Here is a 24,862-nt window from a genome sequence, read left to right on the forward strand (position 1 = left end):
CCGTGGACGACGACGGCGACGGCGCGACCGCAGACACCGCATCGCCTGTCAGCGACCAGCGGTACGCCGGCACGCTCCGGACCGGCGGGACAGTCGTCCTCGGTGCTGATCGCCTTGTGGTCGACCGTGGCGACAATCCGGTGGTCGTCGACCTCGACGACATCGTCGAGGTAAGTCTTCAGGACGTCGACTGGTTTCTCGCGGTGATGAGCGCCGCGCTGGTCGGGTTCGGTCTGCTGTCACTTGACCGGTCGGTCCTCCTCGGCGGGGCCTTCGCTGTCGCCGGTGCCGCCAGCCTCGCGCTCACCTACCGCAAGCGGTACGCGCTCAGGATACAGGTCACCGGTCGTACCGACCCACTCAGGTGCTTCCCTGCGGACCCACAGACGCTGCTTGCCGAACTGGAAGCGGCCCTAGCCGACTGACCGGAAATCGCCTACACTTACGCCCGTCCCCGTTCCAGTCGGTCGTATGCCCGCAGACAGCGTCCAGTCGCTCATCGACCAGTTACGCGAAGAAGCCGAGATGGACCGGCCGAACGATCTGACGCCCGATGTCGGCATCGTCATGGGGTCGGACTCGGACCTGCCGACGATGGCCGGCGGGCAGGGCAAGCGGCCCGGGGCCTACGCGGCGCTTGCCGACGAACTCGGCTTCGAGGAACAGACGGACTACACCGACGCGCCCGAGAGCCGCTTCACCTTCGAGACGTTCGTCTGCTCGGCCCATCGGACGCCGGACCTGATGTACGCGTACGCAGAGACGGCCGCTGACCGCGGCATCGACGTCATTATCGCCGGCGCTGGCGGCAAATCCGCGGACCTGCCGAACATGACCGCCAGCATCGCCTACCCGCTGCCGGTTATTGGCGTCCCAGTGCAGGAGAAATCCGTCGACTCGGTCATCGGGATGCCACAGGGCGCGCCGCTGACCGCGGTCGACGCTGGCAAGTCGTTCAACGCCGCGCTCTCCGCGGTACAGATTCTCGCACGGCAGCACGACGAACTCCGTGACCGTCTCGTCTCGTATCACGAAGGCCTCCAGACCAACGTCGGCGAGGCGTCGCGCGACCTCCACGAACTCGGGACACCCGGGTTCAAGCGCGAGTACTGGGACGAGTGATAACTGAGGGGCGTCACACCCTGGGAGGTGCGGCAGTTACAGGTCACTTGCCATCCGAGAGCGCGTCGGCTCTTAAAGACCCACAGGGCCGAAAAACCGAACAATGAACCCTTATATGCGAGTACTTCTAACCGGCAGACGATAGGAGATACCGGAATGAGTAATCCATGGATCGCCATCGGCGCGCTCGCGGTCGTGGCGCTAGCCATCCCACTGACGATGATGGCAGTTTCGAGCCTATTGCGGCCCAGCGTGCCGGAACAAGGCAAACGCACCACCTACGAGTCCGGTGAAGTGCCGACTGGCAGCAGTCGACAGATCAAGTTTAATATCCAGTACTACATGGTCGCGCTGCTGTTCGTCGTCTTCGACATCGAGACCGTCTTCATCTTCCCGTGGACGGTCATCTACAGCGACGCTGCCGCTGAGCTCGGGATGACCACGGCACTGCTACCGATGGTCGTATTCATTACGATTCTCGCCATCGGACTCGGTTGGGCCTGGCGTAACGGTGCAGTTCAGTGGGTGCGCAGTCCGCGCGCCACGAAGGGGGCAGACACATATGAGTAGTGACCAGACACCACCGGCCGTCGAAGACGTATCGACACAGGAGGCCCGCATGGGCGACGGGGCCGACGACCGCTTCAACTCGACGCTACGTGAGGCGTTCGGGTCGACGCCGTTCATCCTGACCAAGTTCGACAAGTTCATGAACTGGGTCCGGGGCTCCTCGATGTTCATGCTGCAGTTCGGGATCGCCTGCTGTAGCATCGAGATGATCCACACCTACGCGATCAAACACGACCTCGACCGCTTCGGGTCAGGGGTGCCACGCGCGTCCCCGCGCCAGGCGGACGTCATCATCGTCCCGGGGACCATCGTCTCGAAGTTCGCGCCGCGGATGAAGCGCGTCTACGACCAGATGCCCGAGCCGAAGTTCGTCGTTTCGATGGGGTCGTGTACCATCTCCGGCGGCCCGTTCCAGGAAGGGTACAACGTGATCAAGGGCGCGGAGGAGGTCATCCCGGTCGACATCCACGTCCCGGGCTGTCCGCCCCGCCCCGAGGCACTCATCTACGGCGTCGCCAAGCTGCAAGAGCGCATCGCCGAGGGCGAGTCCTCACCGGTGACGGTCAAACCCTACGAACTGGAGCAGTTCGGCGACCTCGAACAGGACGAGCTCGTGGATAAACTCGCCAGCGAGATCGACGAGGAAGACCTCGTCATGCGGTACAACTGGAACGACTCTCCATAACCTGCCATGAGTTTAGAAAAACCATCACGCGATACAGCGCTCGACGTCGGCGTTACGGAGGACGGGCTCGATTACGACGCGCTCGCGGACCTGCTCGGGGGCCACGTCCTCGACCGCGAGGAGCACGTCAACGCCGAGGGGTTCGTCATCCGTCCCGACGAGGTCCAGGAAGTCCTCTCGACGCTGAAAGAGGAGGCCGGGTTCGACCACTGCGCCTGTGTCACGGCACAGGAGTACGACGACCGGTACGAATCCATCTACCACCTGCGGAAGTACAACGACCCGACACAGGAGCTGTCGATCGTCGTCCCGTCGCCGAAAGACGACCCGCACAACGAGTCGGCCGCTCGCGTCTACGACACCGCGGACTGGCACGAGCGGGAGGCGTATGACCTGGTCGGGATCGACTACAACGACCACCCGGACCTGCGTCGCATCCTCCTGCCAGAGACCTGGCAGGGCCACCCCCTGAGCCAGGACTACAATCAGGACCAGCCACAGATCGTCTCACTGCGCGAGCACGCGAACCCACTGAAAGACGACAAACGCAGCGAGGACGATCCGGACACGATGTTCGTCAACATCGGCCCGCACCACCCGGCGACCCACGGCGTGCTCCACGTCGAAACGGTGCTCGACGGCGAGCAGATCGCCGACCTCGAACCCGACATCGGCTACCTGCACCGCTGTGAGGAGCAGATGTGCCAGCAGGGCACCTACCGCCACCAGATCATGCCGTACCCCGACCGGTGGGACTACATTTCCGCTGGTATCCTCAACGAATGGGCGTACGCGCGCGCGGCCGAGGACCTCGCGGATATCGAGGTCCCCGAGTACGCGCAGGTCATCCGGACGATGGCGGCGGAGATGTGCCGGATCGCCTCGCACGAGCTTGCGCTGGCGACGTTCGCGCTGGACGTGTTCGGCGACTTCACCGCCGTCTTCCAGTACGGCATCCGCGACCGCGAAATCGTCCAGAACCTGCTGGAAGACCTGACCGGGCAGCGGCTGATGTTCAACTATCTCCGGCTGGGCGGGGTCGCCTGGGACCTACCCGAGCCTCGCGACGAGTACTTCGAGAAGATCCGCGACTTCCTCGACGATCTTCCACACAAGCTCGAAGAGATCCACGACCTCGTCACCGGCAACGAGATCTTCCAGATGCGGTGTGTCGACACCGGCGTCCTCTCGCCGGAGCAAGTCAAACAGTACGGCGCGACCGGTCCCGTGGCACGCGGGTCGGGCGTCGACTACGACATCCGGCGCGACGACCCGTACGGCTACTACGACGAACTCGACTGGAACGTCGTCACCGAGCAGGGCGGCGACAACTTCAGCCGCGTTCTCGTCCGCCTTCGCGAGGTCGAGGAGTCCGCCCGCATCATCGAGCAGTGTGTCGACCTGCTGGAGCAGTGGCCGGAAGACGACCGCGAGATTCAGGCCAACGTCCCGCGGACGCTCCGACCCGACCCCGACAAGGAGATTTACCGCTCCGTCGAAGGTGCAAAGGGCGAACTCGGCATCTACATCCGCTCGGACGGCACGGACAAGCCGGCCCGGTTCAAGATCCGCAGTCCGTGCTTCTCGAACCTGCAGACGCTGCCGGAGATGTCCCAGGGCGAGTACATCCCTGACATGATCGCCTCGCTCGGGAGCCTCGACATCGTACTCGGGGAGGTGGACCGGTAATGCAGTCGGCGCCGTTACCGGAAACGCTCGCGAACCTGCTGGACCTCGACCCCAACAGCACGGCCGTGATGATCGTGCTGAGCCTCGTCGGAGCTGGACTCATCGGGACGCTCATGATGACGAACACGGCGCTTGCCGGTCCGTGGGCGAAGCGAAAGATTACGGCCGCGTTCACCGACCGCATCGCCGTCGACCGTATTGGCCCGTACGGGCTGTTCATTATCGTGGCTGACGCCGTTCGCCTGCTATCGAAGGAACTCATTGTTCCCGAAGGCGTCGACCGACCGGCGTGGGACCTCGCGCCGCTGATTATCGCCAGTACCGCGCTGCTCGGCTTTGCCGTGATTCCGATGGGGAACGGCATTCACCTCGCCGACCCCGAGGTCGGGCTGGCGTACGTGTTCGCCGTGGCCTCGACCACGTCGATCGGTCTCGTGATGGCCGGCTACGCATCGAACAACAAGTACTCGTTCCTTGGCGGGCTGCGCGCCGTCGCGCAGAACCTCGCCTACGAGATCCCGCTCATCCTGACGGGCGCGTCGGTGGTCATCTTCGCCGGTTCGCTCCAGATGAGCGAGATCGTCGCGGCCCAGCAGCAGTCCCTTATCGGCCCGCTGCCGTCGTGGTACGCGTTCGTGAACCCCTTCGCGTTCGTGCTGTTCATGATCGCGAACCTCGCGGAAGTCGGCCGGAACCCGTTCGACATCCCCGAAGCGCCGACCGAAATTGTCGCCGGGTATCAGACCGAGTACTCCTCGGTGTACTTCGTCCTGATCTACCTCGGGGAGTTCATCCACATCTTCCTCGGCGGGGCGATCATCGCCACGATCTTCCTCGGTGGGCCGGCCGGTCCGGTCCTGCCCGGCATCGTCTGGTTCCTCATCAAGATCTGGGGCGTCTTCCTGTTCACGCAGTGGGCCCGTTCGGCGGTGCCCCGCGTCCGGATCGATCAGCTTATCGAAATCGGCTGGAAGGGAATGCTGGTGCTCTCGCTGGCGAACCTACTGCTGACCGCGGTTATCGTCGGGGTGACCGTCTGATGACGGCCACGCGAACCGACCCACGAGCGACCGGAGGTGACCTGTCATGATCGGAATCCTGAAATCCATGGCGACGACGATGAAACACGCCCTCGACGGGGAGACGTTCACGGTGGAGTACCCGGACGTCGCCCCCGAGGTGAGCCCCCGCTTCCGCGGCGTCCACAAGTGGAGCCAGGAGCGGTGTATCTGGTGTCGACAGTGTGAGAACGTCTGCCCGAACAACACGATCCAGATCGTGATGGACGAGCAGCGCAACGGCGAGCAGTACAACCTCCACATCGGCCAGTGTATCTACTGCCGGCTGTGTGAGGAAGTCTGCCCGACCGACGCCATTCTCCTGACCCAGAACTTCGAGTTCACCGCGGACACGAAAGACGAGTTCGCCTACGACAAGGAGCAACTCAAAAACGTCCCGTGGTACAAGGACATCGACCCACTCGAGTCACGCGAACCGGACCGGGGCGCGTGGATCGGCGAAGGCGACGGCGAAGTGGACTACCAGTAACTCCTTTTACGACGGCTTTCAGCGGTTCTCTGTCGGGTCAAGCGTCGTTGCTGAACTGTCATCCGTACGTGACTCGCCGAAACGACCGTCCGCTCAGCGAGGCCGACCTTCCAGTATCACTCCCTGGGTAGAGCTACGGGCTCCACCGCTGCAACCCACCAGTTAATTGATAGGTGTTCGCCAGCAGGACGGAAGTGCCCCGAAATATGGGGGCCATACCGGCAAACAGTGGCTCTACTGGCGAGACGAAAGAGGAATCTTCAAAGGGACGCCGCAAAGAGTCTCCAAGTAAGATGGCACTGGCAGAGTCAATTGCGTTCGCGCTGTTCGCTATGGTAACGGTGGGCAGCGCTGCGGGCGTCGTGTTAGTCCGGGACGTCTGGCACTCGGCGCTGTTACTGGGCGTGTCACTCGTCAGCGTCGCAGTGTTCTACGTAATGAACCAGGCGGCGTTCGTCGCAACGATGCAGATCCTGGTGTATGTCGGCGGCGTCCTCGTCCTCATCACCTTCGCGGTGATGCTGACCCGCGAGGACGAGTCGGTGATCGAGGTGACACCATGACCACAAAACCCGAACTACAGACGGAGGGGAGTTTCGTCGCTGGACTGGCCGCAATCGCCCTGTTCGTCGTTCTCGGTGCAGTGTTCATGGGCGTCTCGTTTCCCGCACCAGCGGGCTTCGGCGAGGGAGCGGCGATAACCAAGAGCCTCGGCGCGGCGCTGTTCGATATCGCCCCGAGCGCGATTATGGGCGAGGGTGAGACGGCCGTTCCCGGTGAAGGGTTCCTCGTCGCCTTCGAGGTCATCGACATCGTGCTGGTGGCCGCACTCGTCGGGGCCGTCATGCTCGCTCGCCGCGAGGTCGCCGGCGAGTCGGTCACGCTCGGTGTCGAAACCAAAGAAGACGAAGACGTGCCCGTTGCCGCTGACGGTGGCCCGGGAGGTGACGACTCGTGATTCCGGCCGAGACGTATCTCCTCCTGTCGGCGGCCATATTCTGTATCGGCCTGTTCGGCATCCTCACGCGACGGAACGCGCTCATCTTCCTGATGTCCGTCGAGCTGATGTTGAACGCTGCGAACATCAACCTCGTCGCGTTCTCGCTACAACACGGGAACCTCACCGGCCAGGTGTTCAGCCTGTTCACGATGGCACTCGCCGCCGCGGAGGTCGCCATCGGGATCGGTATCGTCCTGGTCCTGTACCGCAACTTCTCAGACGTGGACGTGACGAAGGCGACGACGATGAGGTGGTAACAGATGGCTGCATTCACATACGCTCCGGCGATTGTCCTGCTGCCGTTCGTATCGTTCCTCGTCGCGCTGTTTGCCGGCGACCGCATGCCGAAAGGCGGCGCGCTCGCGGGCATCACTGCGACGGGTGGATCGCTTCTGCTATCGATCTGGGTCGCGCTGACAGTGGCCGGCGGTGAGGTTCACAATGAGATACTGTACCAGTGGACCACGAGCGTCGAGTCGCTCCAGCTTAACTTCGGACTCCTGCTGGACCCGCTGTCGGCGCTCATGCTGCTTATCGTCTGTCTCATCTCGTTCCTCGTCCACATCTTCTCGCTCGGGTATATGAACGACGAGGGCGAGACCGGTCTCCCGCGCTATTACGCCGGGCTCGGCCTGTTTACGGCGAGCATGCTCGGGTTCGTCGTCGCCAACAACCTCCTGATGGCGTTCATGTTCTTCGAGCTGGTGGGCCTGTGTTCGTACCTGCTCATCGGCTTCTGGTTCCGTGACGACGGCCCGCCGAGCGCCGCGAAGAAGGCGTTCCTGGTCACCCGTTTCGGTGACTACTTCTTCCTCATCGGCGTCGTCGGCATCTTCGCCACCTTCGGGACCGGTCTCTTCGCCCCCATTACGCAGGGCGGCGAAGTGGTCGCCGAGAGCTTCCCGATGCTTGCCGAACACGCCATCGTCGACGGCGAGACCGAAGGCATCGCGATGCTTGAGACAGTCGGCATGGGGCCACAGCAATGGTTCACCGTGCTCGGCCTGCTCGTGCTGGGCGGCGTCGTCGGCAAGTCCGCGCAGTTCCCGCTGCACACATGGCTGCCCGACGCGATGGAAGGTCCGACGCCGGTCTCAGCGCTGATCCACGCGGCGACGATGGTCGCGGCCGGTGTGTACCTCGTCGCGCGCATGTACGGTTTCTACGCCCTCTCGCCGACGGCGCTGGCCGTCATCGCGCTCATCGGCGGCTTCACCGCGTTGTTCGCGGCGACGATGGGTCTGGTCAAACAGGAAATCAAGCAGGTACTCGCGTACTCCACCATTTCCCAGTACGGGTACATGATGCTCGCGCTGGGCTCGGGTGGCTACATCGCTGCCGTCTTCCACCTGACGACCCACGCCGTGTTCAAGGCGCTCCTGTTCCTCGGCGCGGGGTCGGTCATCATCGCCATGCACCACAACGAGAATATGTGGGACATGGGCGGCCTGAAAGACCGGATGCCGGTGACCTACTGGACGTTCCTTGCCGGCTCGCTCGCGCTCGCTGGCATCGTTCCCTTCGCCGGCTTCTGGTCCAAAGACGAGGTGCTGTACGAGGCGCTTATCCACGGCTTCGGCACTGAGGGTGGTCTCGGCACGGCCTACCTCGTCGCGTACGCGATGGGGCTGCTGGCCGTGTTCTTCACCGGCTTCTACACCTTCCGGATGGTGTACCTGACCTTCCACGGTGACGCCCGCTCGGACACCGCGCGTGACCCCGAGCCCGTCCGCTGGAATGTCAAGGGCCCGCTGACGGTGCTTGGGATTCTCGCGACGACGATCGGGTTTATCAACATGGCTCCGGTCGCGAAGCTCACCGGTGCCCACATCGACTTCCTCCACAAGTGGCTGACCGGGCCGGAGAACGGTGGCTGGCCTGCGGCGCTCAACACTGGACTGCACCACTACGAGGGTCTCCTGCACGATGTTTCACACGTTGTGAAGGGCTACCCGCTTGGAGAGACGCCGACACTGCTCGCTTCTGCAGGCGTCTCGCTCGGGCTGGCACTCGCCGGTGTGTTCGTCGCTCGGAGCCTCTATGCCGGTGCCGACCCGGTCGAGCATACGGACAAGCTTGGCGGTCTGAAGACGCTACTCATGCACAACTACTACCAGGACGAATATCAGGTGTGGCTCGCGACGGGTGTCACCTACCCGCTCGCCCGTGTGATGAACAAGTTTGACCAGGGTGTCGTCGACGGCGTCGTCAACGGCATCTCCAGCGTGAGCCTGTTCGGCGGCAGCCGCATCCGACGCATCCAGTCCGGCGTCGTCAGCAACTACGCGACGCTGCTGACGCTTGGACTCGTGCTCTTGCTTGCTGCCTTCGGCATCATGGGAGGGTGGTTCTAGATGTGGGTCGCTGCACTGCTGCTCGTGACCCTGCTGGGAACCGGCCTCGTGTTCCTCTCGCCTGACCGGTACGCCGGAAAGCTCGCCGCGGCCGTCAGTGCGGTGCCGGCGCTTGGCAGCATCTACATGTATTGGGTGTACCTCACGCAGTACGGCGGGACGGGCAACGCACTGCTGTCGCCCGCCGACATCGCGTTCGGCCAGCAGATCCCGTGGATCACGCTGGGTGAGCTGGAAGTGTCGTACTACGTCGGCCTCGACGGCATCAGCATGCCGCTGCTCGCGCTGACGACGGTGCTGACGACGCTCGCCATCGTGTCCGCGTGGACGCCCATCGACGAGCGCCAGTCCCAGTTCTACGGGCTGATGCTGTTCATGGAAGTGAGCCTCATCGGCGTGTTCTCCGCGCTCGATTTCTTCCTCTGGTTCGTCTTCTGGGAGGGCGTCCTCATCCCGATGTACCTGCTCATCGGTGTCTGGGGCGGCCCGCGCCGGAAGTACGCCGCGATCAAGTTCTTCGTCTACACGAACGTGGCGTCGCTGATCATGTTCGCGGGGCTGTTCGCGCTCGTGTTCAGCACCGACCTCACGTCGCTGTCCCTGCCCGCGATGGCCGAGGCGTTCCGCACCGCGAGCGGGCTGCCGACCATCGCCGGCGTGAACCTGATGACCATCTCGTTTATCCTGATGTTCTTCGGGTTCGCGGTGAAGGTGCCCGTCTTCCCGCTGCACACATGGCTGCCCGACGCACACGTCGAGGCCCCGACGCCGGTGTCGGTCATGCTGGCCGGTGTCCTGCTGAAGATGGGGACCTACGCGCTGCTGCGGTTCAACTTCACGATGCTCGCTGACACGGCGCGCCAGCTCGCCGTTCCGCTGGCTATCATCGGCGTTGTCAGCGTCATCTACGGCGCGATGCTCGCGCTGGCACAGCGTGACCTCAAACGCATCGTCGCCTACTCCTCGATTTCGTCGATGGGCTACGTCATCCTGGGCCTGGTCGCGTTCACGCCCTACGGCATGGGCGGGGCGACCTTCCAGATGATCGCCCACGGCCTCATCTCGGGGCTGATGTTCATGTGTGTCGGCGTTATCTACAACACGACGCACACGCGCATGGTCGGCGACATGTCCGGCCTCGCGGACCGCATGCCCTGGACGGTTGGCATCTTCGTCGCCGCCGCCTTCGGCTACATGGGCCTGCCGCTGATGGCCGGCTTCGCCGGGGAGTACTTCATCTTCCAGGGTTCGTTCAACGCGCCGACACTCGGCGGGGCTGCACCGGTGTTAACCTCGCTGGCGATGTTCGGCATCGTCATCGTGGCCGGCTACCTGCTGTGGGCCATGCAGCGCACGCTGTTCGGGGCCTTCAGTCTGGAGACGGACTACGAGGTCAGCCCGGCCGCGTTCCACGACGTCGCGCCGCTGGCCGTGTTGCTCCTGCTGGTCATCGCACTCGGTGTCGCACCGGACCTCTCCTTTGCCATGATACAGGACTCGATTTCACCGGTTCTCGAAATCGGAGGTGGTGCATAGATGGTCGCACTCCCTGACTGGATGGCGCTCGCCCCGGCACTTTCGCTGGGCCTCGCCTCTCTGGTGTTGCTGCTAGCGGACTCGATCGACCCGGACACGACGAACACGGGGCTTCTGGCCGGCATCTCGGTGCTCGGCTCCCTGCTTTCCTTCGGGTTCGCCGGCTGGTTTATCACCGCCGGCACCGGCATCGCCGATAGCACTGGCGTCGCACTGTTCAACAACCAGCTCGTCGTCGATCAGATGGCCCTGTTTTTCATGGCCATCGTCGGCAGCGTCACGACGCTGGTCGTGCTCGCGAGCTACGACTACGTCGCCGAACACAGCTACCAGGCCGAGTTCTTCGCGCTGGTCCTGCTGTCCGCGACCGGGATGAGCCTCCTGAGCGCGGCCAACAGCCTGGCGACGGCCTTCGTCGCACTCGAACTTGTCTCCCTGCCGTCCTACGCACTCGTCGCCTTCCTCAAGGAGAACAAGGGCAGCGTCGAGGCGGGATTGAAGTACTTCCTCATCGGCGCAGTGTCCTCGGCGGTGCTCGCCTACGGTATCTCGCTTGTGTACGCTGCGACGGGCGTCCTTCGATTCGACGGCGTCGCGACGGCCATTTCCAGTGGCACGGTCCAGACCATCGTCGACGGGTCGGTTCAGGCCCAGTCCGGTGAGCCTGCCGTCCCGATGGCTATCCTCGGCGTCGGTATCCTGATGATTATCGGCGGCGTCGCGTTCAAGACGGCTTCCGTGCCGTTCCACTTCTGGGCACCCGAGGCGTACGAGGGCGCGCCAGCGCCGATCTCGGCGTTCCTCTCCTCGGCGTCGAAGGCCGCCGGCTTCGTGCTGGCGTTCCGCGTCTTCGCCGTCGCCTTCCCGATCGGTGACCTGCTCGCCGCCGGCGGCGCGATCAACTGGGTGATGGCGTTCCAGATCCTCGCCATCGCGACGATGTTCATCGGGAACTTCGCCGCCGCGACCCAGGAGACGGTCAAGCGGATGCTGGCCTACTCCAGTGTCGGCCACGCCGGCTACGTCCTCATCGGACTCGCCGCCGTGTCCGGTTCCGGTGAGGGCCTGAATCTCAGCATGAGTGCGGGGATGTCCCACCTGCTCGTCTACGGCTTCATGAACACGGGCGCGTTCCTGTTCATCGCGCTGGCCGAGTACTGGGGCGTCGGCCGCCGCTTCGAGGACTACAACGGCCTCGGCAAGGAAGCGCCGGTCGCCTGCGCGGCGATGACGGTGTTCCTGTTCAGCCTCGCCGGCCTGCCGATCGGCGGCGGGTTCTTCTCGAAGTTCTACCTGTTCCAGGCGACGCTCAACGTCAGCGCGTGGTCGCTGGCCGCCGCGCTCATCATCAACAGCGCGCTCAGCCTGTTCTACTACTCCCGCGTCGTCAAGGCGATGTGGATCGAGGAACCGACCGGCAGCCGGACCATCGAGTCGTACCCGATGGGGCTGTACACCGCTGTGGTGGGCGCCGCCATCGTGACGGTGCTCCTGCTGCCCGGCTTCAACCGCGTCTCCGAGATCGCGTTCCAGGCAGCGCAGTTGCTGTAGACGCCTGGCTATTTTCTTTCTCACACGCTTGTTAGCGAGGCTTACGCCGACTCGTAGACGAACACGCCGCCACTCTCGCGCTTCTCGACGCGGTCGGTGACTTCGAGTACGTCCAGGTGGCCGACAGCCTCGCTCATCCCAGCGAAGTACTCCGTAGCGGGCAGGTCCCCGAACAGCGCCGTCATCACGTCACTGGGTGTCGTCGCCCCGCCGGAGACGATGTCGGCGACCTCCGCGGTGCGCTGGTCGTGTTCCGCGAGGATGTCGTCGATGCGTTCCTGCGGTGATGCAACGGGCTCGCGGTGGCCGGTGAGAAAACGGTCGTGGCCCTGCTCGCGGAGCCACCGGAGCGAGTCGTTGAACGCCGGCAGCACCCGCGGGCGCGTCCCGCTCTCGTCGGGCACCTGCAGGAACGGGTTGGGCGTGATGTCGCCCAGCACGTTGTCGCCGACGATCGCCTCACGGCGACCCTGAAAGTCGTACGAGAAGATGATTTCGCCGGCGGAGTGGCCCTGTACGGTGTCGACCGTGAGTTCTGTGTCGTCGACGGTAGCGATATCACCAGCCGCGAGCGCGCGGTCGGTATCGACGCTCTGGGCGTAGGGCAGGAACGCTTCCGGTAGCTGTGTGACCGTCTCGGCAGTCTCGCGTGAGACGCCACACCGCTCGAAGAAATCCGCGAAATAGGACTGTTCAGTGTGTAGCTGCGCCGCGAAATCGCGCATGATATCGGCTGCCGGCTCGCTGGCGAGGACACGCGCCCCCCGCTCGGCGAACCGGTTTGCCATGCCGAAATGGTCCGGATGCGGATGTGTGACCAGTACCTGCTCGATGTCATCCGGCGACAGCTCGCGTGCTTCAAGCGCCTCAACCAGACGCGACCACGCTTCCTCGCTGTCGGGTCCCGGATCGACGATGGTTCGTCGCGCGATATATGCATTGACTGGCCCGACCTGAAACGGCGTGGGAATCGATACCCGTGTGAACATGTCTCCCCGTTGCAGGTGCCGGCGCAAAACAGTTCGTACCCGCGGGACACGTTTACCATCGTGGCCGCTCGCAGTCCCTCGATCAGCCGTGATTGGGGACTGTGTTCCGGGCACAAGAGATATATTCGTCCTTCGCGTAAGGTCATATATGAACAAGCACTTCGAAGACGCACGATACTACCTGAAGCGCGCCGGCAAGACCGCCACCAAGGGCGTCAAGGAAGAACTCGAACCGGTCGAGGAACGGTTCCGAGAGCTTACTGGGAAGGAAGCCGAGCCCGAACCCAGCCGACTGGAGGCCGTCAAGGCTGACCTGAAAGAACTGCAGGGGAAAGCCGAAGGCGAAGCCGAGGAAGCGATCGCTGACGCCCGCAAAAAGATCGGCGAGTACCGCGGGAAGGAAGAGCCGGAAGCGTAGTCGGAAAGCAATTCTTAAGGGATACGCTCGAATAGAGTCGAGTGCATCGGGTTGGTGATCTAGTTCGGTTATGATACCTCCTTCACACGGAGGAAGTCGGCGGTTCGAATCCGCCCCAACCCATTCTTGTGACGAACAGGCGTGAGGAGCAGAATGGTCCGGCGGATTCGGACCCTGCGAGACGAACGCAGTGAGTCTCGCTTCGGTGAGAATCTGCCCCAACCCATACGCTCGCTTCACACTTTTGAAGGACAGAATACCACTGTATGAGGCTGTGCTACGGCAGTTTCCATCGAGGCCAGTAGTACACGGAGAGAGGGGTTTGCCCGTCTGCAGGGCTTTGTTCCACCCGCGAGAGCGGATTCGATACCGGTGACGGCAGTGTCACCGAACCAAGGCCAGCGGGTGATTGCAGTTCACTCCCGACAGTTTTTACCGCTCGGTAAACAAGGAGCGGTATGACCGAGAGCGAGTCACAGGCGTCGACTGACGGACCGATTCCTGGAGAGATGGTCCGGCATGGAACGGGCGTGAATTCGAACCGTGCGTTCCCGACGGACAGCTATCCGTACAATCTGGACCCATTTGTCCTGTTTGAACAGTTCTATATCGACCCTGACACGGGGTTTCCGATGCATCCCCACCGCGGCTTCGAAATCGTCTCGTACATGATCGAAGGCGGGATGGAACACGAAGACTCGCTCGGCGTCGCAAACACTGCATACGAGAACGATGCGATGCGAATTACAACCGGAAGCGGGATACGTCACTCCGAATTCCCCGCGGATGGGCAGGCCTGTACCGGACTCCAGCTCTGGGTAAATCTGCCGCAGGCGGTGAAGGACGCTGACCCGGATTACGTCGACGCGACGGCCGACATGCTTCCGACGGAAGAACAGGACGGCGCGACGGTCACGACAGTTGTCGGCGAGGGCTCGCCGATCAGCCTCTATACGCCGATGGAGTATCTGGACGTTTCCGTAACCGACGCGTGGACGTGGTCGGTTCCGGCGGAGTGGTCCGGGTTCCTCTACGGTGTCGCCGGTAGCGGGACGGTCGAGGGGCATTCGTTCACTGACGGTGATGTTCTACCGGTCACTGACGCACGGTCAGTGACACTCCGGGGCAATGAGTCGCTCCGTGTCGTCGCCGTCTCGGGCCGTCCGCACGGCGAGTCGATCCGACAGCGCGGGCCGTACGTTCTTTGAGTGGGCAGCGTTACGTGGTTGAGAGCCACCTGTGAGCTTCCGGCCGAATTTTACCAGATGGTAAGACTCTTTTATTGGTGGCCCCTGGCTTGAGACATGGCAGATGTAGCAGTTGTCGGCGGCGGCCCCGCCGGATTGAGTGCGGCACAGTACGCTGCGAAGAACGACCTCGAAACGATCACTTTCGACACGGACGAGTCGTGGATGCACAAGGCACACCTGTTCAACTACCCCGCCGTGCGGTCCATTAGCGGCGAGGAGTTCCTCACCATCGCTCGCGGGCAGGCCCGCGACCGTGGCGTGATGCTGTACGAGACGGAAGTCACGGCTATCGAACAGACCGACGACGGGTTCGTCCTGACGACGGACGACGACGAGTACACCGCGGCGTACGTCGTCCTCGCGACTGGTGGCGACCGCAGCCTCGCCGAGGATCTCGGCTGTGCGTTCACCGATGAGGATGTCGTCGACGTGACCGTCGACATGGAAACGTCGGTCGAGAACGTGTACGCGACCGGTGCAATGGGGCGAGCGGAGAAGTGGCAGGCGGTTATCGCGGCCGGTGACGGTGCTGCCGCTGTCCTCGACATTCTCTCGAAAGAGAAAGGCGAGTACTACCACGACTTCGATATGCCGTCAGACGTGCCGGAACTCTAACGATGCAGCCAGAATCGACTCCCACAATGAATTCCGCTACTATCCCGAATCACACTGCTGGAAACGCCCGCGTGGGCTCGGTGGTGAGTTTGTGATGGCACCCGAACTCAACGTCGTGTTGCTCGTCACCGGCCGTGTCCTCTTCGGCGGCGTGCTCGCCTTTACGGGCCTGAGCCACTTTACGCAGACCGAACAGATGGCCGGCTACGCCGAGTACAAGGGCCTCCCGGCGCCGAGATTCTCCGTCCTCGCGTCCGGTGGGCTCCTCATCCTTGGCGGGCTCGGTGTGACCGTGGGTGTCTTCCCAGTCGTCGCAGCGGTCGCCCTCGCCGTGTTCCTCATCGTCTCGGCGGTTGCGATGCACGACTTCTGGGCCGTGCCGGACGAGGACCGGCAGGACGAACTGAACAGTTTCCTGAAGAACGTGACGCTTGCAGGCGGGGCGCTCGTCGTCGCGGCGTCGGCAACTGGAACATGGGCGCTCAGCGTCGGTATTAGCCCCCTCTGACGCTGCCTTTTCAGCCCAATCTACTGCGGCGGGTACAGCGAGTCGAGAATAAAGTCGTTGACGGCCCGCTTGGCCTCGTCGGGTGCGTCCTCGTGGCCAAGCGCAATCCGCCGGCCGCGGGCCGCGTGAATCACGTCCGTGATGAGCTGCCCCATCAGTTCAGCGTCAACATCGCGAAACGTGCCCTGCTCGACTCCGTCTTCGATGACCGTGGCGATGCTTTCGCGAAGGCGGTCGTAGTGCTCGTTGAACAGCGCCCGGTGCTCGTCGTCGTTTTGGGCGTAGGCGTACAGTTCGTGGTACACCTTCATCCGGTCCCAGTGCGAGAAGTCGTCGAACTCCGGGCCGAACAGGCACCGGTCGATGCGCACATCGAGCTCTGTGCGGGGGTCAGTCTCGTCGTCAACCTCGACACTTCCTTCGTACTGATCGATGATGTACTCCAGAAACGAAGAGATGAGGTCGTACTTGCCGTCGAAATGATAGTGAATCACCTGCCGGGACATGTCCATCTCCTCGCCGATGTCCCGGACCCGCAAGTCCTTGTAGCCGTGCTTGCTCAGCGCCCGAAAGGTGGCCTCCATAATGACCTCCCGGGTGTCCTGTGGCGTGCTCTGCCCGTCCGATTCGCTCATGCCCTGTTTTATCCTGGTAGGCACATATCGGTTTCTCCCTCCGTCGGGACTGGCGATCCGTCGTCGAGCGGGACGTGCCTCGCCTCGAGGCTGTAACCGCTCCCCTCGCTCACGCGCGTTCGACGAACCGAGCGTCGGCGGAGGTGTGGCCCCGGTTGAACGACAGCACCTTCGCTCGAATCACATCGCCGGCTGACACCGACGACGGCACGTCTTCGGTGAACAGGACGAATCCCTCGACTTTCCCGACGGCGACGGGGTCGCCGGAGTGGTGGTCGCTGAATTCGGTGACGCCGAACTCGTAGGTCTCGCCGAGTTCGACCGGCGGGTCTCGCTTCTGTGCGGCCTCGTGGGCGCGTTTCGACGCACTCTCTCCGGAGCGGCGAGTGATCACAAATGCCAGCGCGAGGCCCACGGCGAGGGCGGCCCCGCCAGCGGCGAGCCAGATCGGTTCCATGCCAGAGGTTGCAGGACGAACGGATTAATACCTTTCAGAGTCCGGCGGGCGTGCTCACAATCCGAGGCGGTCCAAGAGGCCGCCACTGGAGTCCGAGCTCCCGTCTTCGGAGTCCCACTCCGTCGGTAGCTCGGCCGCGAGTGACGTGACCTCGTCGTCGCTGTAGCGGGGGTCCGTCGTCGCGTCGTCCAGCCAGTCCGCCCACTCTTCGGCCGTCATCTGACCCTGTGAATCGACTTCCCACTGGTCGACGAGCGCCTCCCGGTCGCGGAACGGGATGTCCATGCCGCTGTCGCCCCAGTACAGCGGCGAAAGCGCGAACTCGTGGGTGTCGCTCTCCAGCCAGACGAGCCGGTAGGGGTAGTCGTTGTAACAGAACACGTCGTCCGGTGAGACGACATCGCCGTTGGGGAGCTCCAGGGTCTGAGACATTGTGTTACTGTAGGGGCTACCCACGTTTCAGGATTATGTGTCGGTAGAAATACCGGAGCCACCGGAGCAGCGCCGCTACACGAGCGGGTCACACAGCGCCCACTCGTCCGTCTCGGGATCGAGGTTCGAGGGCTCCGCACCGCGGTCGGTCACGATACCGGCGTGGTAGAAAATCGCCTTCAGTTGGAAGACGGTGGGTGAGTGGTAGACGCTACCGTCAGTAAGCTCCGAGCGGCGGAGTTCGCCGTCGCCGGTCAGCACCTGCTGGCGAACCGCCTCGTCGCCGCGGAGGAACAGTTCGACGGTGAACTCGGGGTGCAGCGCGTGGAGGTACGCCACGAACTCGACGAGCGACGGGGAGCCGTAGCCGTCCCGGTGGCAGGCGTAGAGCCCGTCGACGAGGAGGTCCGTGGCCGGATAGTCGGAGACGACACGGCGGACGAGCTGGCCCCACTGTGGCGCGATGTCGATGAATCGCTTGCGGGACCGCTGCCAGTCCTCGAACCGGCGGAGTGCGGCGTCGATGTCGCCGACTGTCCGGAGCGCGAACCGGACAACCTCCCGACCCAGCGGCGTCAGCGTGAGCGACCCCTGGCCGGCGTCAACCAGATTCAGGAACTCCGCGCCAGCGATAGCGCCGTCGACGGCCCCGACGACGTGGCTGGCAAGCAGGTCCCGCGCGTCGCCGTCATGGTAGACGGCCAGCGGGACTGCGACGTAGTTCTTCGGATGGTTGAGCCCGAAGTTCTGGTCGGCGACGCCCTGGGCGCTGGCCTGGAACCGGATCGCCGAGGCGGCGTCCATCGACCCGTGGCCGACCACGCGGGGCCGTTCCAGCACTGAGACCGAGCCATCGGATTCGACGCCCAGCACGCCAACGTTCAGCTCGCGGGCCATCGTCCGCGCGGCGGTGGAGATGCCGCTCCGGGGGGCGGTCAGGAAGGCGACGTTCGCCTCGTTGAGCCGGTCGTGGGCCTGGACGACCCCGCGCTCGGCGTCGACGCCGCCGTTGCCGGTGTACCCCTTCGCCTCGACGACGATCAGCGGCGGCCGGTCACTGAGCCGGTCGACGGACAGCAGGTCCGTCGAGAGCGTCTGCACGCCAACGAGATCGGGATAGCCCGTTCCGACCCGGACGTGGTTGAACGGTGCGAGCGTCGCCTGCACGGCCGCCTCGATAGGCGTTTCGTCCAGCCAGCGCTGCTGTGCGAACTGTGTGTCCGCGACGACGTAGGCGTCCTCGCGGTCCGCAAATAGCCGGTCTTTCGTCCGGGCGAGTACCTGTGGCTCGGAGAGCCCCGACGCCGCTGTGGCCATAGACGGCGTTCACACAGGGCGGACATGAGTGTTCTGTCCCCGGAGAATCAGATCGGGGCCGCTGCTCTGGGCCACACCACCCGGCAGCAGTGTTATCCTCTGTCACGATCGATAGGAAGATATGACAGCACCACTACCGAACAGCGTACGGGACTGGTTCTGGAGCCGCCACTCGAACCCCAAGAGCGGCTGGTCGCGCGTTCCGACCGGCGCTGTCATTGTGTACGCGGTGTATCAGCGTCGCTGGCGACTCTTGACCGCGGCGCTGCTGTGGACAGCTATCAACCCAATCCTGTTCGCGCCGCCGGACACCGAGGACGCTTGGATGACCCGCGCCGTGCTGGCAGAGCGGTGGTGGCTCAGGGAGCAGGATAACGGAACGATGGGCCTCGATTATCCGAACGTGTGTAACACCGGCGGCGCGCTGGCGTCGACCATCGCTCTGTACGCTGCCTGGCGTCGCCGACCGGTCAGCGCCGCGGCCGCCACGCTGGCGATGAGCGGGCTGAAGCTCTGGTGGCTCCGTGAGATCGTACAGCAGTACGACAAACGCGGCCCGGAGTAGGCGGCGTTTGCGAAAGCGACAGGGCGTCGAAAAGAGGAATGTCTCTGCTGGTCGTCAGTACTGGTGGAGCGGCTGCTGGCGGATTTTCGCCCGCAACTCCCCGATTGAAGGGTCGCCGTCGCCGCCGAACTGCTGTGTCACGGAGTGGACCTCCTCGCGGGAGATCTTGACGTTCCCCTGCTCGATGACGTCGGCGGGCCGTTCGCGGAGTTCGCGGATCGTCCCGACGGCAAGCAGGAACGGAATCGCCCACGCGGAGAGCGTGTTGCCGCGGGTCTCCGGCATGGCTTCGAGCCACGCCTGCGCGTCGTCGAGGTACCCCTCCGCTCGCTTGGTGACCTGCTCGATGACGGGGACCAGCGAGTCGACGTTGTCGGTGTCGCTCACGTCGCTGTGGTCGAGCCCCTGCTCGTGGAGCAGTTCAAGCGGGAGATAGACGTTGTTCTCCTCTTCCATGTCCGTCGCGGCGTCCTTGGCGACGTTGACGAGCTGGAGCAGGAGGGCAAACGAGCGGGCGTTTTCCTCCATCTGGGCGATCTGCTCGTCTGTGGCTTCGTGGGAGACCAGCCCGGTCACCAGCGTACCGACGGTGCCGGCGGCGTACCAGCAGTACTCTTCGAGTTCGTCGAGTGTCTTGATTCGAAGTCCGCCGGCGTCGGCGTAGCGGTCGACGAACATCGCCATCCCGTCGACGAGTTCCCGGACCGGCCCGCGAATCGTCTGCGTGGAGTGGTCGTCGAGGGTGTGAAACACGTCGACGATGCGGCCCGCATTCTCGACGACCTCCCAGTCGGCGTTCGTCGTCGTTGGAATCCACTCCTCGACGGCGTCGTGGAACGACGACACGGTCGTCCCGCTCGACGGTTCGAGCGAGCGGCTGTACGTCTGCAGGAGTTCGGTCTGTACCGCTGGAGGGAGGTGGCCGGCGTCCTCGATCGTGTCAGCCACGCGGCAGAGAAGATAGCCCAGACAGATGTCCCGGGCCATCGGTTCGTTGAGTTCCGAAATTGTGAGACTAAACGTCCGCGACACACGATGGACAGCATCGTAGCACCACTCGATGTCTTCCGAAGACGACCGGTCTGTGTGGTTCTGAGACATTCCCGACATCCGGGGTAGGGCATACGATGATAAAAATGGGACGGCTACGGCGTCAGTCTCGTCCCGGTCACGGGTCGGTGTTCCGACAGACTCAGGAGTGTCCGAGCCTCATTTGTGGTATGAACGGCACAGCAACGTGGGGGCTGCGACCGTGAACAATCGGGACACGGCAGTGCTGGTACTGACGGTTCTCGCTGCGATCATTCTCCCCGGACTCGCGAACTGGGGGTTCAGCACGCTCGGCTACCCGTGGATCGGGAGCGCCGTCTGGGCGCTGGGGTACGGCCTCGGCGTCGTCTTCATCTGGCACGAGTGGGTCCGGCCGCTCGATATCACCGGTCCAGAGGGTGTCAGCGGCAGCGAGGACTCAAGCGAGTAACGTGCTGTTCGGCCCCAGGCTACCAACTGTCTGTTTTCCCTCCAAGTTCTGGCCCGGCAACACACATATTGAAAAATCTTCATACAACACCCGTAGTACCCGCCTGGCAACATTTATACCCGTGGTCGGCCCAACGTGAGATATGACAAACGAGGCGCTCGGCGAGGGTCGTCCCGGAACGAAGGGGCGCGCCGGGTGGACACGCGAGCAGGCGAGTCGGATCGAGCGGACCGACGACACCGTTGCCCCCATCGTCTACCCGCCCGCGACCGAACAGATTCCGGAGGTCCACATCTGGGATACCTGGTTCCTCCGCAACCGCGACGGCACGCTGGCGACGGTCGACGGCTATCGGGTCTGTTTCTCGCTGACGGCTCCGTCCGACCTGTTGCCCGGCAAGCGCCACGACGTGGCGACCATCCGCTGTTTCTACTCCGATGACGGTCGCAACTGGCACAACGCCGGCCCGGTGTTCGAGGACGCACTGGGCCAGCGCCAGTGGGCCGGGTCCGCGCTGTACGACGACGACGGCAGTGTCTATCTATTTTATACTGCAGCCGGCGAGGAGGGAGCCGACGACCTGACCTACACGCAGCGCATCGTCGGCGCGGGCGGCGGCAGCATCGACACGACCGACGGGTTCGAGCTCTCCGGTCCGTGGACCCACCACGAACTGCTCCACCCCGGCGGCGACCGCTACGAGCGGGAGGACCAGTCCAGCGGGATGATATACACCTTCCGCGACCCGTGGTTCTTCGAGGACCCCGAGACGGGCGAGACGTGGCTCCTGTTCGAAGCGAACACGCCGGTTCCGGAGGGGAGCGACGTCTGTGGTGGCGACGCCGCGTTACAGGAGTTCAACGGGAGCGTGGGCGTCGCCCGCTCGCCGACGGGCGACCCGCTGGAGTGGGACCTCGAAGACCCGCTGCTCGACGCTGTGGGCGTCAATCAGGAACTTGAACGGCCCCATATCGTGTATCGAGACGGCCTGTACTACCTGTTCATCTCCAGCCACCTCCACACGTTCGCGCCGGGACTGGAGGGGTTCGACGCGCTGTACGGCTTCGTCGCAGAGGATCTCCGCGGTGACTACGTCCCAATGAACGAGTCGGGGCTCGTCGCCACGAACCCCCAAAACGCGCCGTTCCAGTCCTACTCGTGGATGGCCTTTCCCCACGACGGCGAGGTGCTGGTCCAGAGTTTTTTCAACTACTACGACTTCGACGGCGACACGCTGGACGAAATCGCCCATCTGTCCGAGTCTGAGCAGATGCGCCGGTTCGGCGGCGCACTCGGCCCGACGCTCCGGCTTGAGGTGGAGGGGAGCCGGACACGCATTATCGGGTCGCTTGGGCACTGGCACATCCCGCTGGACGGCGAGACACTCCCACTGACGGACCGAGAGCTGATTCGGCGCGGGAAACGCAACGATACCAGTACCGGTGGCTACGGCGCGCGAACCGAGGCTGAGCGGAAGTAAAGCGTCTCAAAGCGGTCTTTTCACAGGAATTCGGCCGGGGCTGTCTACCAGACAGAGTCCAGGTCCCAGACGTCCAGCGACGCGATAGTGGCGCGACCGCCGTCGGCCGACAGCGAGATGCCGGTCGCATCATCGCGGGTCGGATACACGCGGCTGGTCAGGCAGTGGCGTTCGTTGGCGAACACCTCGACGACGCTCCCGTCGACGAAGACGCGCAGCGACAGCGGCGCGTCGTACGGTCGAACTCGCATCCACTGGGTGTCGCCGGTTGCCTGCGGATCAGTGCTTGAGGCCGACCGGTCGATGGCGACCTCGCTTTCGTAGGTGTAGCTGATCGGCGTCCGCTCCTCGCCGTCCGGCGATTCGAGGACGGACAGTTCGACGGCTTCGGCGTCCTCAAGTCGAACCGTGGCGCGGAGCTCGAACGACCGGCTCTCAACCGGCAACTGCTCGGTGTCGCCCGCGTCGAGGCGCACCACGTCGTAACTGGTGTTGTCGCCCCGTAGCTCGGTGAGTTCGGGGGCCGGCCGCTGGCACAGGCCGCCGTCGTCGGCCAGGGACAGCTCCCGGGGCAGCGACATCGCGCCGGACCAGCCGGCGTTCCACTGCCCGCTCACGTCACGGGCCTCGGGGAGCCACCCCCAAGTCAGGATGCGGCCGTCGTCGGTCCACATCGACTGCGGGGCGTAGAAGTCGCCGTGGTCGAGCTTGTCGCGGCGGTCGGCGTCGAACTCGCCGTCCTCGTACGTCCCGAGGAAGTACACCACGTCCTCGTAGTTCGAGATGTGGAGGAGCTGTCGGTCCCCGAAATCGAGCAGCTCCGGGCATTCCCAGACGGTCCCGGCGGTGTCGCGGTCGCCGGTGAGAATCGGGCCCTGGTACTCCCAGTTCCGGAGGTCGGAGGACTCATACAGCAGGGCCGCTCCGCCGCCTCCCTCTATGCCCGCTCCGATAAGCTGGTACCAGGTTCCGTCCTCGCGCCAGACACAGTGGTCCCGGAACTCCCCCTCCCAGTCCTCGGTGCGGAGCACCTCCGGTTCCGTCGGCAGTTCCTCGATGATGGGGTTGTCCGGGTCCTTGTCCCAGGCCGTGAGGTCGTCGTCCGCTGCGGTGGCGATGCAGGGAAGCTGGCGTTTGTCCCGGCCGCCCGTGTACAGCACGGTCGGGACGCCGCCGTCGTCGACCGCACAGCCGGACCAGCAGCCGTCCCGGTCCGGGCCGTCCGGCGAGGGCGTAAGCGCGACCGGGCGGTCCTCCCAGTGGACGAGGTCGTCGCTGACGGCGTGGCCCCAGTGAATCGTGTTGTGGAACGGCCCGGCCGGGTTGTACTGGTAGAACAGGTGGTAGCGCCCGTTCCAGTGGATGAGCCCGTTCGGGTCGTTGAGCCAGTTCGCCGGCGGCGTTACGTGGTAAGACGGGCGACTCGGGTCATCGCCGAGCCGCTCGCGCAACTGCCCGAACGTGTCGACGTCCTTCGGACGGCCGGTCAGCGGGTGCCGGTCGGCCGTCGCCAGGAATCCCAGCGCGTTCTCGATGAGCGTCTCACGGTTGCCCCGGCACACGTCGTGGGTCGGCTGGGCGAACGCTACGGACGACCCGATGCCCAGCACCTGCCCGGCCCCGGGCTCCCAGGAAAGAATCGACATCTGCTTGACCACGTCGGTGTCGCCACGGACCGTACTCGCGAGCACGTCCCCGGACTGGGGCGCGATGGACTCGTATCTCGCGTAGGGGATCGTCACGCCGGCCCCGCGGGTGTGGACGCGAAGGGTGTCGTAGTCCGCGTGGATTGGGTGGTCGGCGTACAGGGCCTGCCAGAGGTGTCCGGTCGGCTCCGGAATCTCCTCCCAGCCGACGGCGTCGGGCGCGACGTCGTCGAACCCGAGCGGTTCGACGGCCGAGAGCGCGCTCAGTGTCAGCAGGAGCGAGCCGCCGTCACGAACGTACGCGGCCAGGGCCGGCGCGTCGGCCAGCGCTCGCTCGTCGAACAGTTCGTCCCGATGCCACCAGAGGACATCGTACTCGGTCGGCTCGACCGACGAGAGCTCGCACCGCTCGGCATCGTCGACTGCCTCCTGACACCAGTCGTACGCCGCCGCCTGCTCGTCCGTACAGGCGTCGGCGTAGAGACAGCCGATGCGTGGCGAATTTCCCATTGCCTCGGTATCCCTTCCTGAAATATAAAAACATTCGGCAATCGTTTCTGAACGAATATGCACGCTCTTGTTGATTATGTCGTCGATGCGGCCAGCGGAGCGTCCGGCAACCTATCGAGGTCGCATCAGCATGGGCCGTCGAAGATTCCGAGCAGTACTGGGAAGGGGCAATAGCCAGAGCAGTGGCTGAAAGCGGACTATCGGTGAGAAAGCGGGCGGAACCGGTCAGTGAACGCGGGCGTTGCGGGCCTCGGCCTTCCAGTCGATGACGGTTTCGTGACAACTGGGACAGACGAACTCGGTGAGCTTTGTCGTCTGATCGTTGTATGACATCCGCGTGCCACAGTTGGTACAATCCATTATAATTGTATATATTCTACTGAAGGATATAAATTTTCTCCTGACCATAGTCGGCTCGGGCGGGAGAGGTCCTGACACGGCTGAATTATGCTATGTCATTACATGGTGTTGATCAGATACCCTCAGTCTGTGGTGATAGCGCCAC

General features: G+C 63.9%; 28 protein-coding genes and 1 tRNA gene. 21 read left to right on the top strand and 8 right to left on the bottom strand.

The features are described 5' to 3' along the window. The first annotated feature begins 2 nt into the window (after nt 1–2). The 13 genes from ACNO8S_RS09740 (at nt 3) to ACNO8S_RS09800 (ending at nt 12,055) form a co-directional block, all read left to right on the top strand. Complete coding sequence (locus ACNO8S_RS09740) at nt 3–425, top strand: hypothetical protein (RefSeq protein WP_420181849.1); 423 nt, start codon at nt 3–5, stop codon at nt 423–425. Between the two features lie 46 nt (nt 426–471). Next, nucleotides 472–1,122, top strand: a complete 651-nt coding sequence (locus ACNO8S_RS09745) for an AIR carboxylase family protein (RefSeq protein ID WP_014040784.1) — start codon at nt 472–474, stop codon at nt 1,120–1,122. A gap of 156 nt (nt 1,123–1,278) precedes the next feature. After that, nucleotides 1,279–1,692, top strand: a complete 414-nt coding sequence (locus ACNO8S_RS09750) for an NADH-quinone oxidoreductase subunit A (RefSeq protein WP_004957100.1) — start codon at nt 1,279–1,281, stop codon at nt 1,690–1,692. Continuing rightward, nucleotides 1,685–2,377, top strand: coding sequence for an NADH-quinone oxidoreductase subunit B (locus ACNO8S_RS09755; protein ID WP_004957101.1), 693 nt, complete (start codon nt 1,685–1,687; stop codon nt 2,375–2,377). The genes ACNO8S_RS09750 and ACNO8S_RS09755 overlap by 8 nt, the downstream gene beginning before the upstream one ends. A gap of 6 nt (nt 2,378–2,383) precedes the next feature. Continuing rightward, nucleotides 2,384–4,066 carry an NADH-quinone oxidoreductase subunit D gene (locus ACNO8S_RS09760; RefSeq protein WP_014040785.1) on the top strand — a complete coding sequence of 561 codons (1,683 nt, stop codon included), beginning with the start codon at nt 2,384–2,386 and terminating at the stop codon, nt 4,064–4,066. After that, nucleotides 4,066–5,106 (top strand): complex I subunit 1/NuoH family protein, encoded by a 1,041-nt coding sequence (locus tag ACNO8S_RS09765; RefSeq protein ID WP_014040786.1) that lies wholly within the window; start codon nt 4,066–4,068, stop codon nt 5,104–5,106. Before ACNO8S_RS09760 ends, ACNO8S_RS09765 begins: the two co-directional genes overlap by 1 nt. Before the next feature lie 46 nt (nt 5,107–5,152). Further along, on the top strand, nt 5,153–5,614 hold the full coding sequence (locus ACNO8S_RS09770; protein WP_004518194.1) for a NuoI/complex I 23 kDa subunit family protein: 462 nt from the start codon (nt 5,153–5,155) through the stop codon (nt 5,612–5,614). A gap of 293 nt (nt 5,615–5,907) precedes the next feature. Next, nucleotides 5,908–6,177 (top strand): NADH-quinone oxidoreductase subunit J, encoded by a 270-nt coding sequence (locus ACNO8S_RS09775; protein WP_004591678.1) that lies wholly within the window; start codon nt 5,908–5,910, stop codon nt 6,175–6,177. Further along, nucleotides 6,174–6,572, top strand: coding sequence for an NADH-quinone oxidoreductase subunit J (locus ACNO8S_RS09780; protein ID WP_014040787.1), 399 nt, complete (start codon nt 6,174–6,176; stop codon nt 6,570–6,572). Before ACNO8S_RS09775 ends, ACNO8S_RS09780 begins: the two co-directional genes overlap by 4 nt. Then, the gene (gene nuoK / locus ACNO8S_RS09785) at nt 6,569–6,871 is read left to right on the top strand and encodes an NADH-quinone oxidoreductase subunit NuoK (protein WP_014040788.1); all 303 of its coding nucleotides are present in this window, start codon (nt 6,569–6,571) and stop codon (nt 6,869–6,871) included. Before ACNO8S_RS09780 ends, nuoK begins: the two co-directional genes overlap by 4 nt. Before the next feature lie 3 nt (nt 6,872–6,874). Continuing rightward, nucleotides 6,875–8,968, top strand: coding sequence for an NADH-quinone oxidoreductase subunit L (nuoL, locus tag ACNO8S_RS09790; RefSeq protein WP_014040789.1), 2,094 nt, complete (start codon nt 6,875–6,877; stop codon nt 8,966–8,968). Next, nucleotides 8,969–10,504 carry a complex I subunit 4 family protein gene (locus tag ACNO8S_RS09795; protein ID WP_014040790.1) on the top strand — a complete coding sequence of 512 codons (1,536 nt, stop codon included), beginning with the start codon at nt 8,969–8,971 and terminating at the stop codon, nt 10,502–10,504. After that, nucleotides 10,505–12,055, top strand: a complete 1,551-nt coding sequence (locus ACNO8S_RS09800) for an NADH-quinone oxidoreductase subunit N (RefSeq protein WP_420181850.1) — start codon at nt 10,505–10,507, stop codon at nt 12,053–12,055. A gap of 41 nt (nt 12,056–12,096) precedes the next feature. On the opposite strand, the gene ACNO8S_RS09805 is transcribed toward ACNO8S_RS09800, so the two are convergent. Then, nucleotides 12,097–13,044, bottom strand: coding sequence for an MBL fold metallo-hydrolase (locus ACNO8S_RS09805; protein ID WP_008313026.1), 948 nt, complete (start codon nt 13,042–13,044; stop codon nt 12,097–12,099). A 148-nt stretch (nt 13,045–13,192) separates the two neighbouring features. Between ACNO8S_RS09805 and ACNO8S_RS09810 the strand changes: the two genes are divergently transcribed. From ACNO8S_RS09810 to ACNO8S_RS09830, 5 genes are all read left to right on the top strand, one after another. Further along, the gene (locus ACNO8S_RS09810) at nt 13,193–13,462 is read left to right on the top strand and encodes a DUF7553 family protein (protein ID WP_008313024.1); all 270 of its coding nucleotides are present in this window, start codon (nt 13,193–13,195) and stop codon (nt 13,460–13,462) included. A gap of 48 nt (nt 13,463–13,510) precedes the next feature. After that, nucleotides 13,511–13,585, top strand: a tRNA-Val gene (locus ACNO8S_RS09815). 335 nt (nt 13,586–13,920) lie between these two features. Continuing rightward, on the top strand, nt 13,921–14,670 hold the full coding sequence (locus ACNO8S_RS09820) for a pirin family protein (RefSeq protein WP_050036771.1): 750 nt from the start codon (nt 13,921–13,923) through the stop codon (nt 14,668–14,670). 96 nt (nt 14,671–14,766) lie between these two features. Beyond that, a complete protein-coding gene (locus tag ACNO8S_RS09825) occupies nt 14,767–15,327 on the top strand; it encodes an NAD(P)/FAD-dependent oxidoreductase (protein WP_146417129.1) in 561 nt (186 codons plus the stop codon). 94 nt (nt 15,328–15,421) lie between these two features. Then, nucleotides 15,422–15,835 carry a DoxX family membrane protein gene (locus ACNO8S_RS09830; protein ID WP_420181851.1) on the top strand — a complete coding sequence of 138 codons (414 nt, stop codon included), beginning with the start codon at nt 15,422–15,424 and terminating at the stop codon, nt 15,833–15,835. Between the two features lie 20 nt (nt 15,836–15,855). On the opposite strand, the gene ACNO8S_RS09835 is transcribed toward ACNO8S_RS09830, so the two are convergent. From ACNO8S_RS09835 to ACNO8S_RS09850, 4 genes are all read right to left on the bottom strand, one after another. Beyond that, complete coding sequence (locus tag ACNO8S_RS09835; RefSeq protein ID WP_420181852.1) at nt 15,856–16,470, bottom strand: TetR/AcrR family transcriptional regulator; 615 nt, start codon at nt 16,468–16,470, stop codon at nt 15,856–15,858. Nucleotides 16,471–16,579: 109 nt separating this feature from the next. Continuing rightward, nucleotides 16,580–16,927 carry a TRAM domain-containing protein gene (locus tag ACNO8S_RS09840; protein ID WP_050007155.1) on the bottom strand — a complete coding sequence of 116 codons (348 nt, stop codon included), beginning with the start codon at nt 16,925–16,927 and terminating at the stop codon, nt 16,580–16,582. Nucleotides 16,928–16,981: 54 nt separating this feature from the next. Next, complete coding sequence (locus ACNO8S_RS09845; protein WP_050036775.1) at nt 16,982–17,359, bottom strand: hypothetical protein; 378 nt, start codon at nt 17,357–17,359, stop codon at nt 16,982–16,984. Nucleotides 17,360–17,434: 75 nt separating this feature from the next. Next, complete coding sequence (locus ACNO8S_RS09850) at nt 17,435–18,676, bottom strand: hypothetical protein (protein WP_146417128.1); 1,242 nt, start codon at nt 18,674–18,676, stop codon at nt 17,435–17,437. A 121-nt stretch (nt 18,677–18,797) separates the two neighbouring features. On the opposite strand from ACNO8S_RS09850, the gene ACNO8S_RS09855 reads away from it, so the two are divergent. Further along, complete coding sequence (locus tag ACNO8S_RS09855) at nt 18,798–19,241, top strand: DUF6653 family protein (protein WP_050007157.1); 444 nt, start codon at nt 18,798–18,800, stop codon at nt 19,239–19,241. A 54-nt stretch (nt 19,242–19,295) separates the two neighbouring features. Here ACNO8S_RS09855 and ACNO8S_RS09860 read toward each other — a convergent pair whose 3' ends face one another. Beyond that, a complete protein-coding gene (locus ACNO8S_RS09860; protein WP_014040800.1) occupies nt 19,296–20,342 on the bottom strand; it encodes a phytoene/squalene synthase family protein in 1,047 nt (348 codons plus the stop codon). Between the two features lie 136 nt (nt 20,343–20,478). Here ACNO8S_RS09860 and ACNO8S_RS09865 point away from each other — a divergent pair, with 136 nt between their 5' ends. Both ACNO8S_RS09865 and ACNO8S_RS09870 read left to right on the top strand, forming a co-directional pair. Next, nucleotides 20,479–20,721 carry a hypothetical protein gene (locus ACNO8S_RS09865; RefSeq protein ID WP_014040801.1) on the top strand — a complete coding sequence of 81 codons (243 nt, stop codon included), beginning with the start codon at nt 20,479–20,481 and terminating at the stop codon, nt 20,719–20,721. Nucleotides 20,722–20,863: 142 nt separating this feature from the next. Next, on the top strand, nt 20,864–22,201 hold the full coding sequence (locus ACNO8S_RS09870; RefSeq protein WP_420181853.1) for a glycoside hydrolase family 68 protein: 1,338 nt from the start codon (nt 20,864–20,866) through the stop codon (nt 22,199–22,201). 44 nt (nt 22,202–22,245) lie between these two features. On the opposite strand, the gene ACNO8S_RS09875 is transcribed toward ACNO8S_RS09870, so the two are convergent. Together ACNO8S_RS09875 and ACNO8S_RS09880 are read right to left on the bottom strand one after the other, a co-directional pair. Next, a complete protein-coding gene (locus ACNO8S_RS09875; RefSeq protein ID WP_420181854.1) occupies nt 22,246–24,357 on the bottom strand; it encodes a GH32 C-terminal domain-containing protein in 2,112 nt (703 codons plus the stop codon). Nucleotides 24,358–24,582: 225 nt separating this feature from the next. Further along, on the bottom strand, nt 24,583–24,717 hold the full coding sequence (locus tag ACNO8S_RS09880; RefSeq protein WP_023843340.1) for a hypothetical protein: 135 nt from the start codon (nt 24,715–24,717) through the stop codon (nt 24,583–24,585). Nucleotides 24,718–24,862 lie beyond the last annotated feature (145 nt).

Source organism: Haloarcula sp. KBTZ06 (genome assembly GCF_048595605.1).
Taxonomy (GTDB): domain Archaea; phylum Halobacteriota; class Halobacteria; order Halobacteriales; family Haloarculaceae; genus Haloarcula; species Haloarcula hispanica.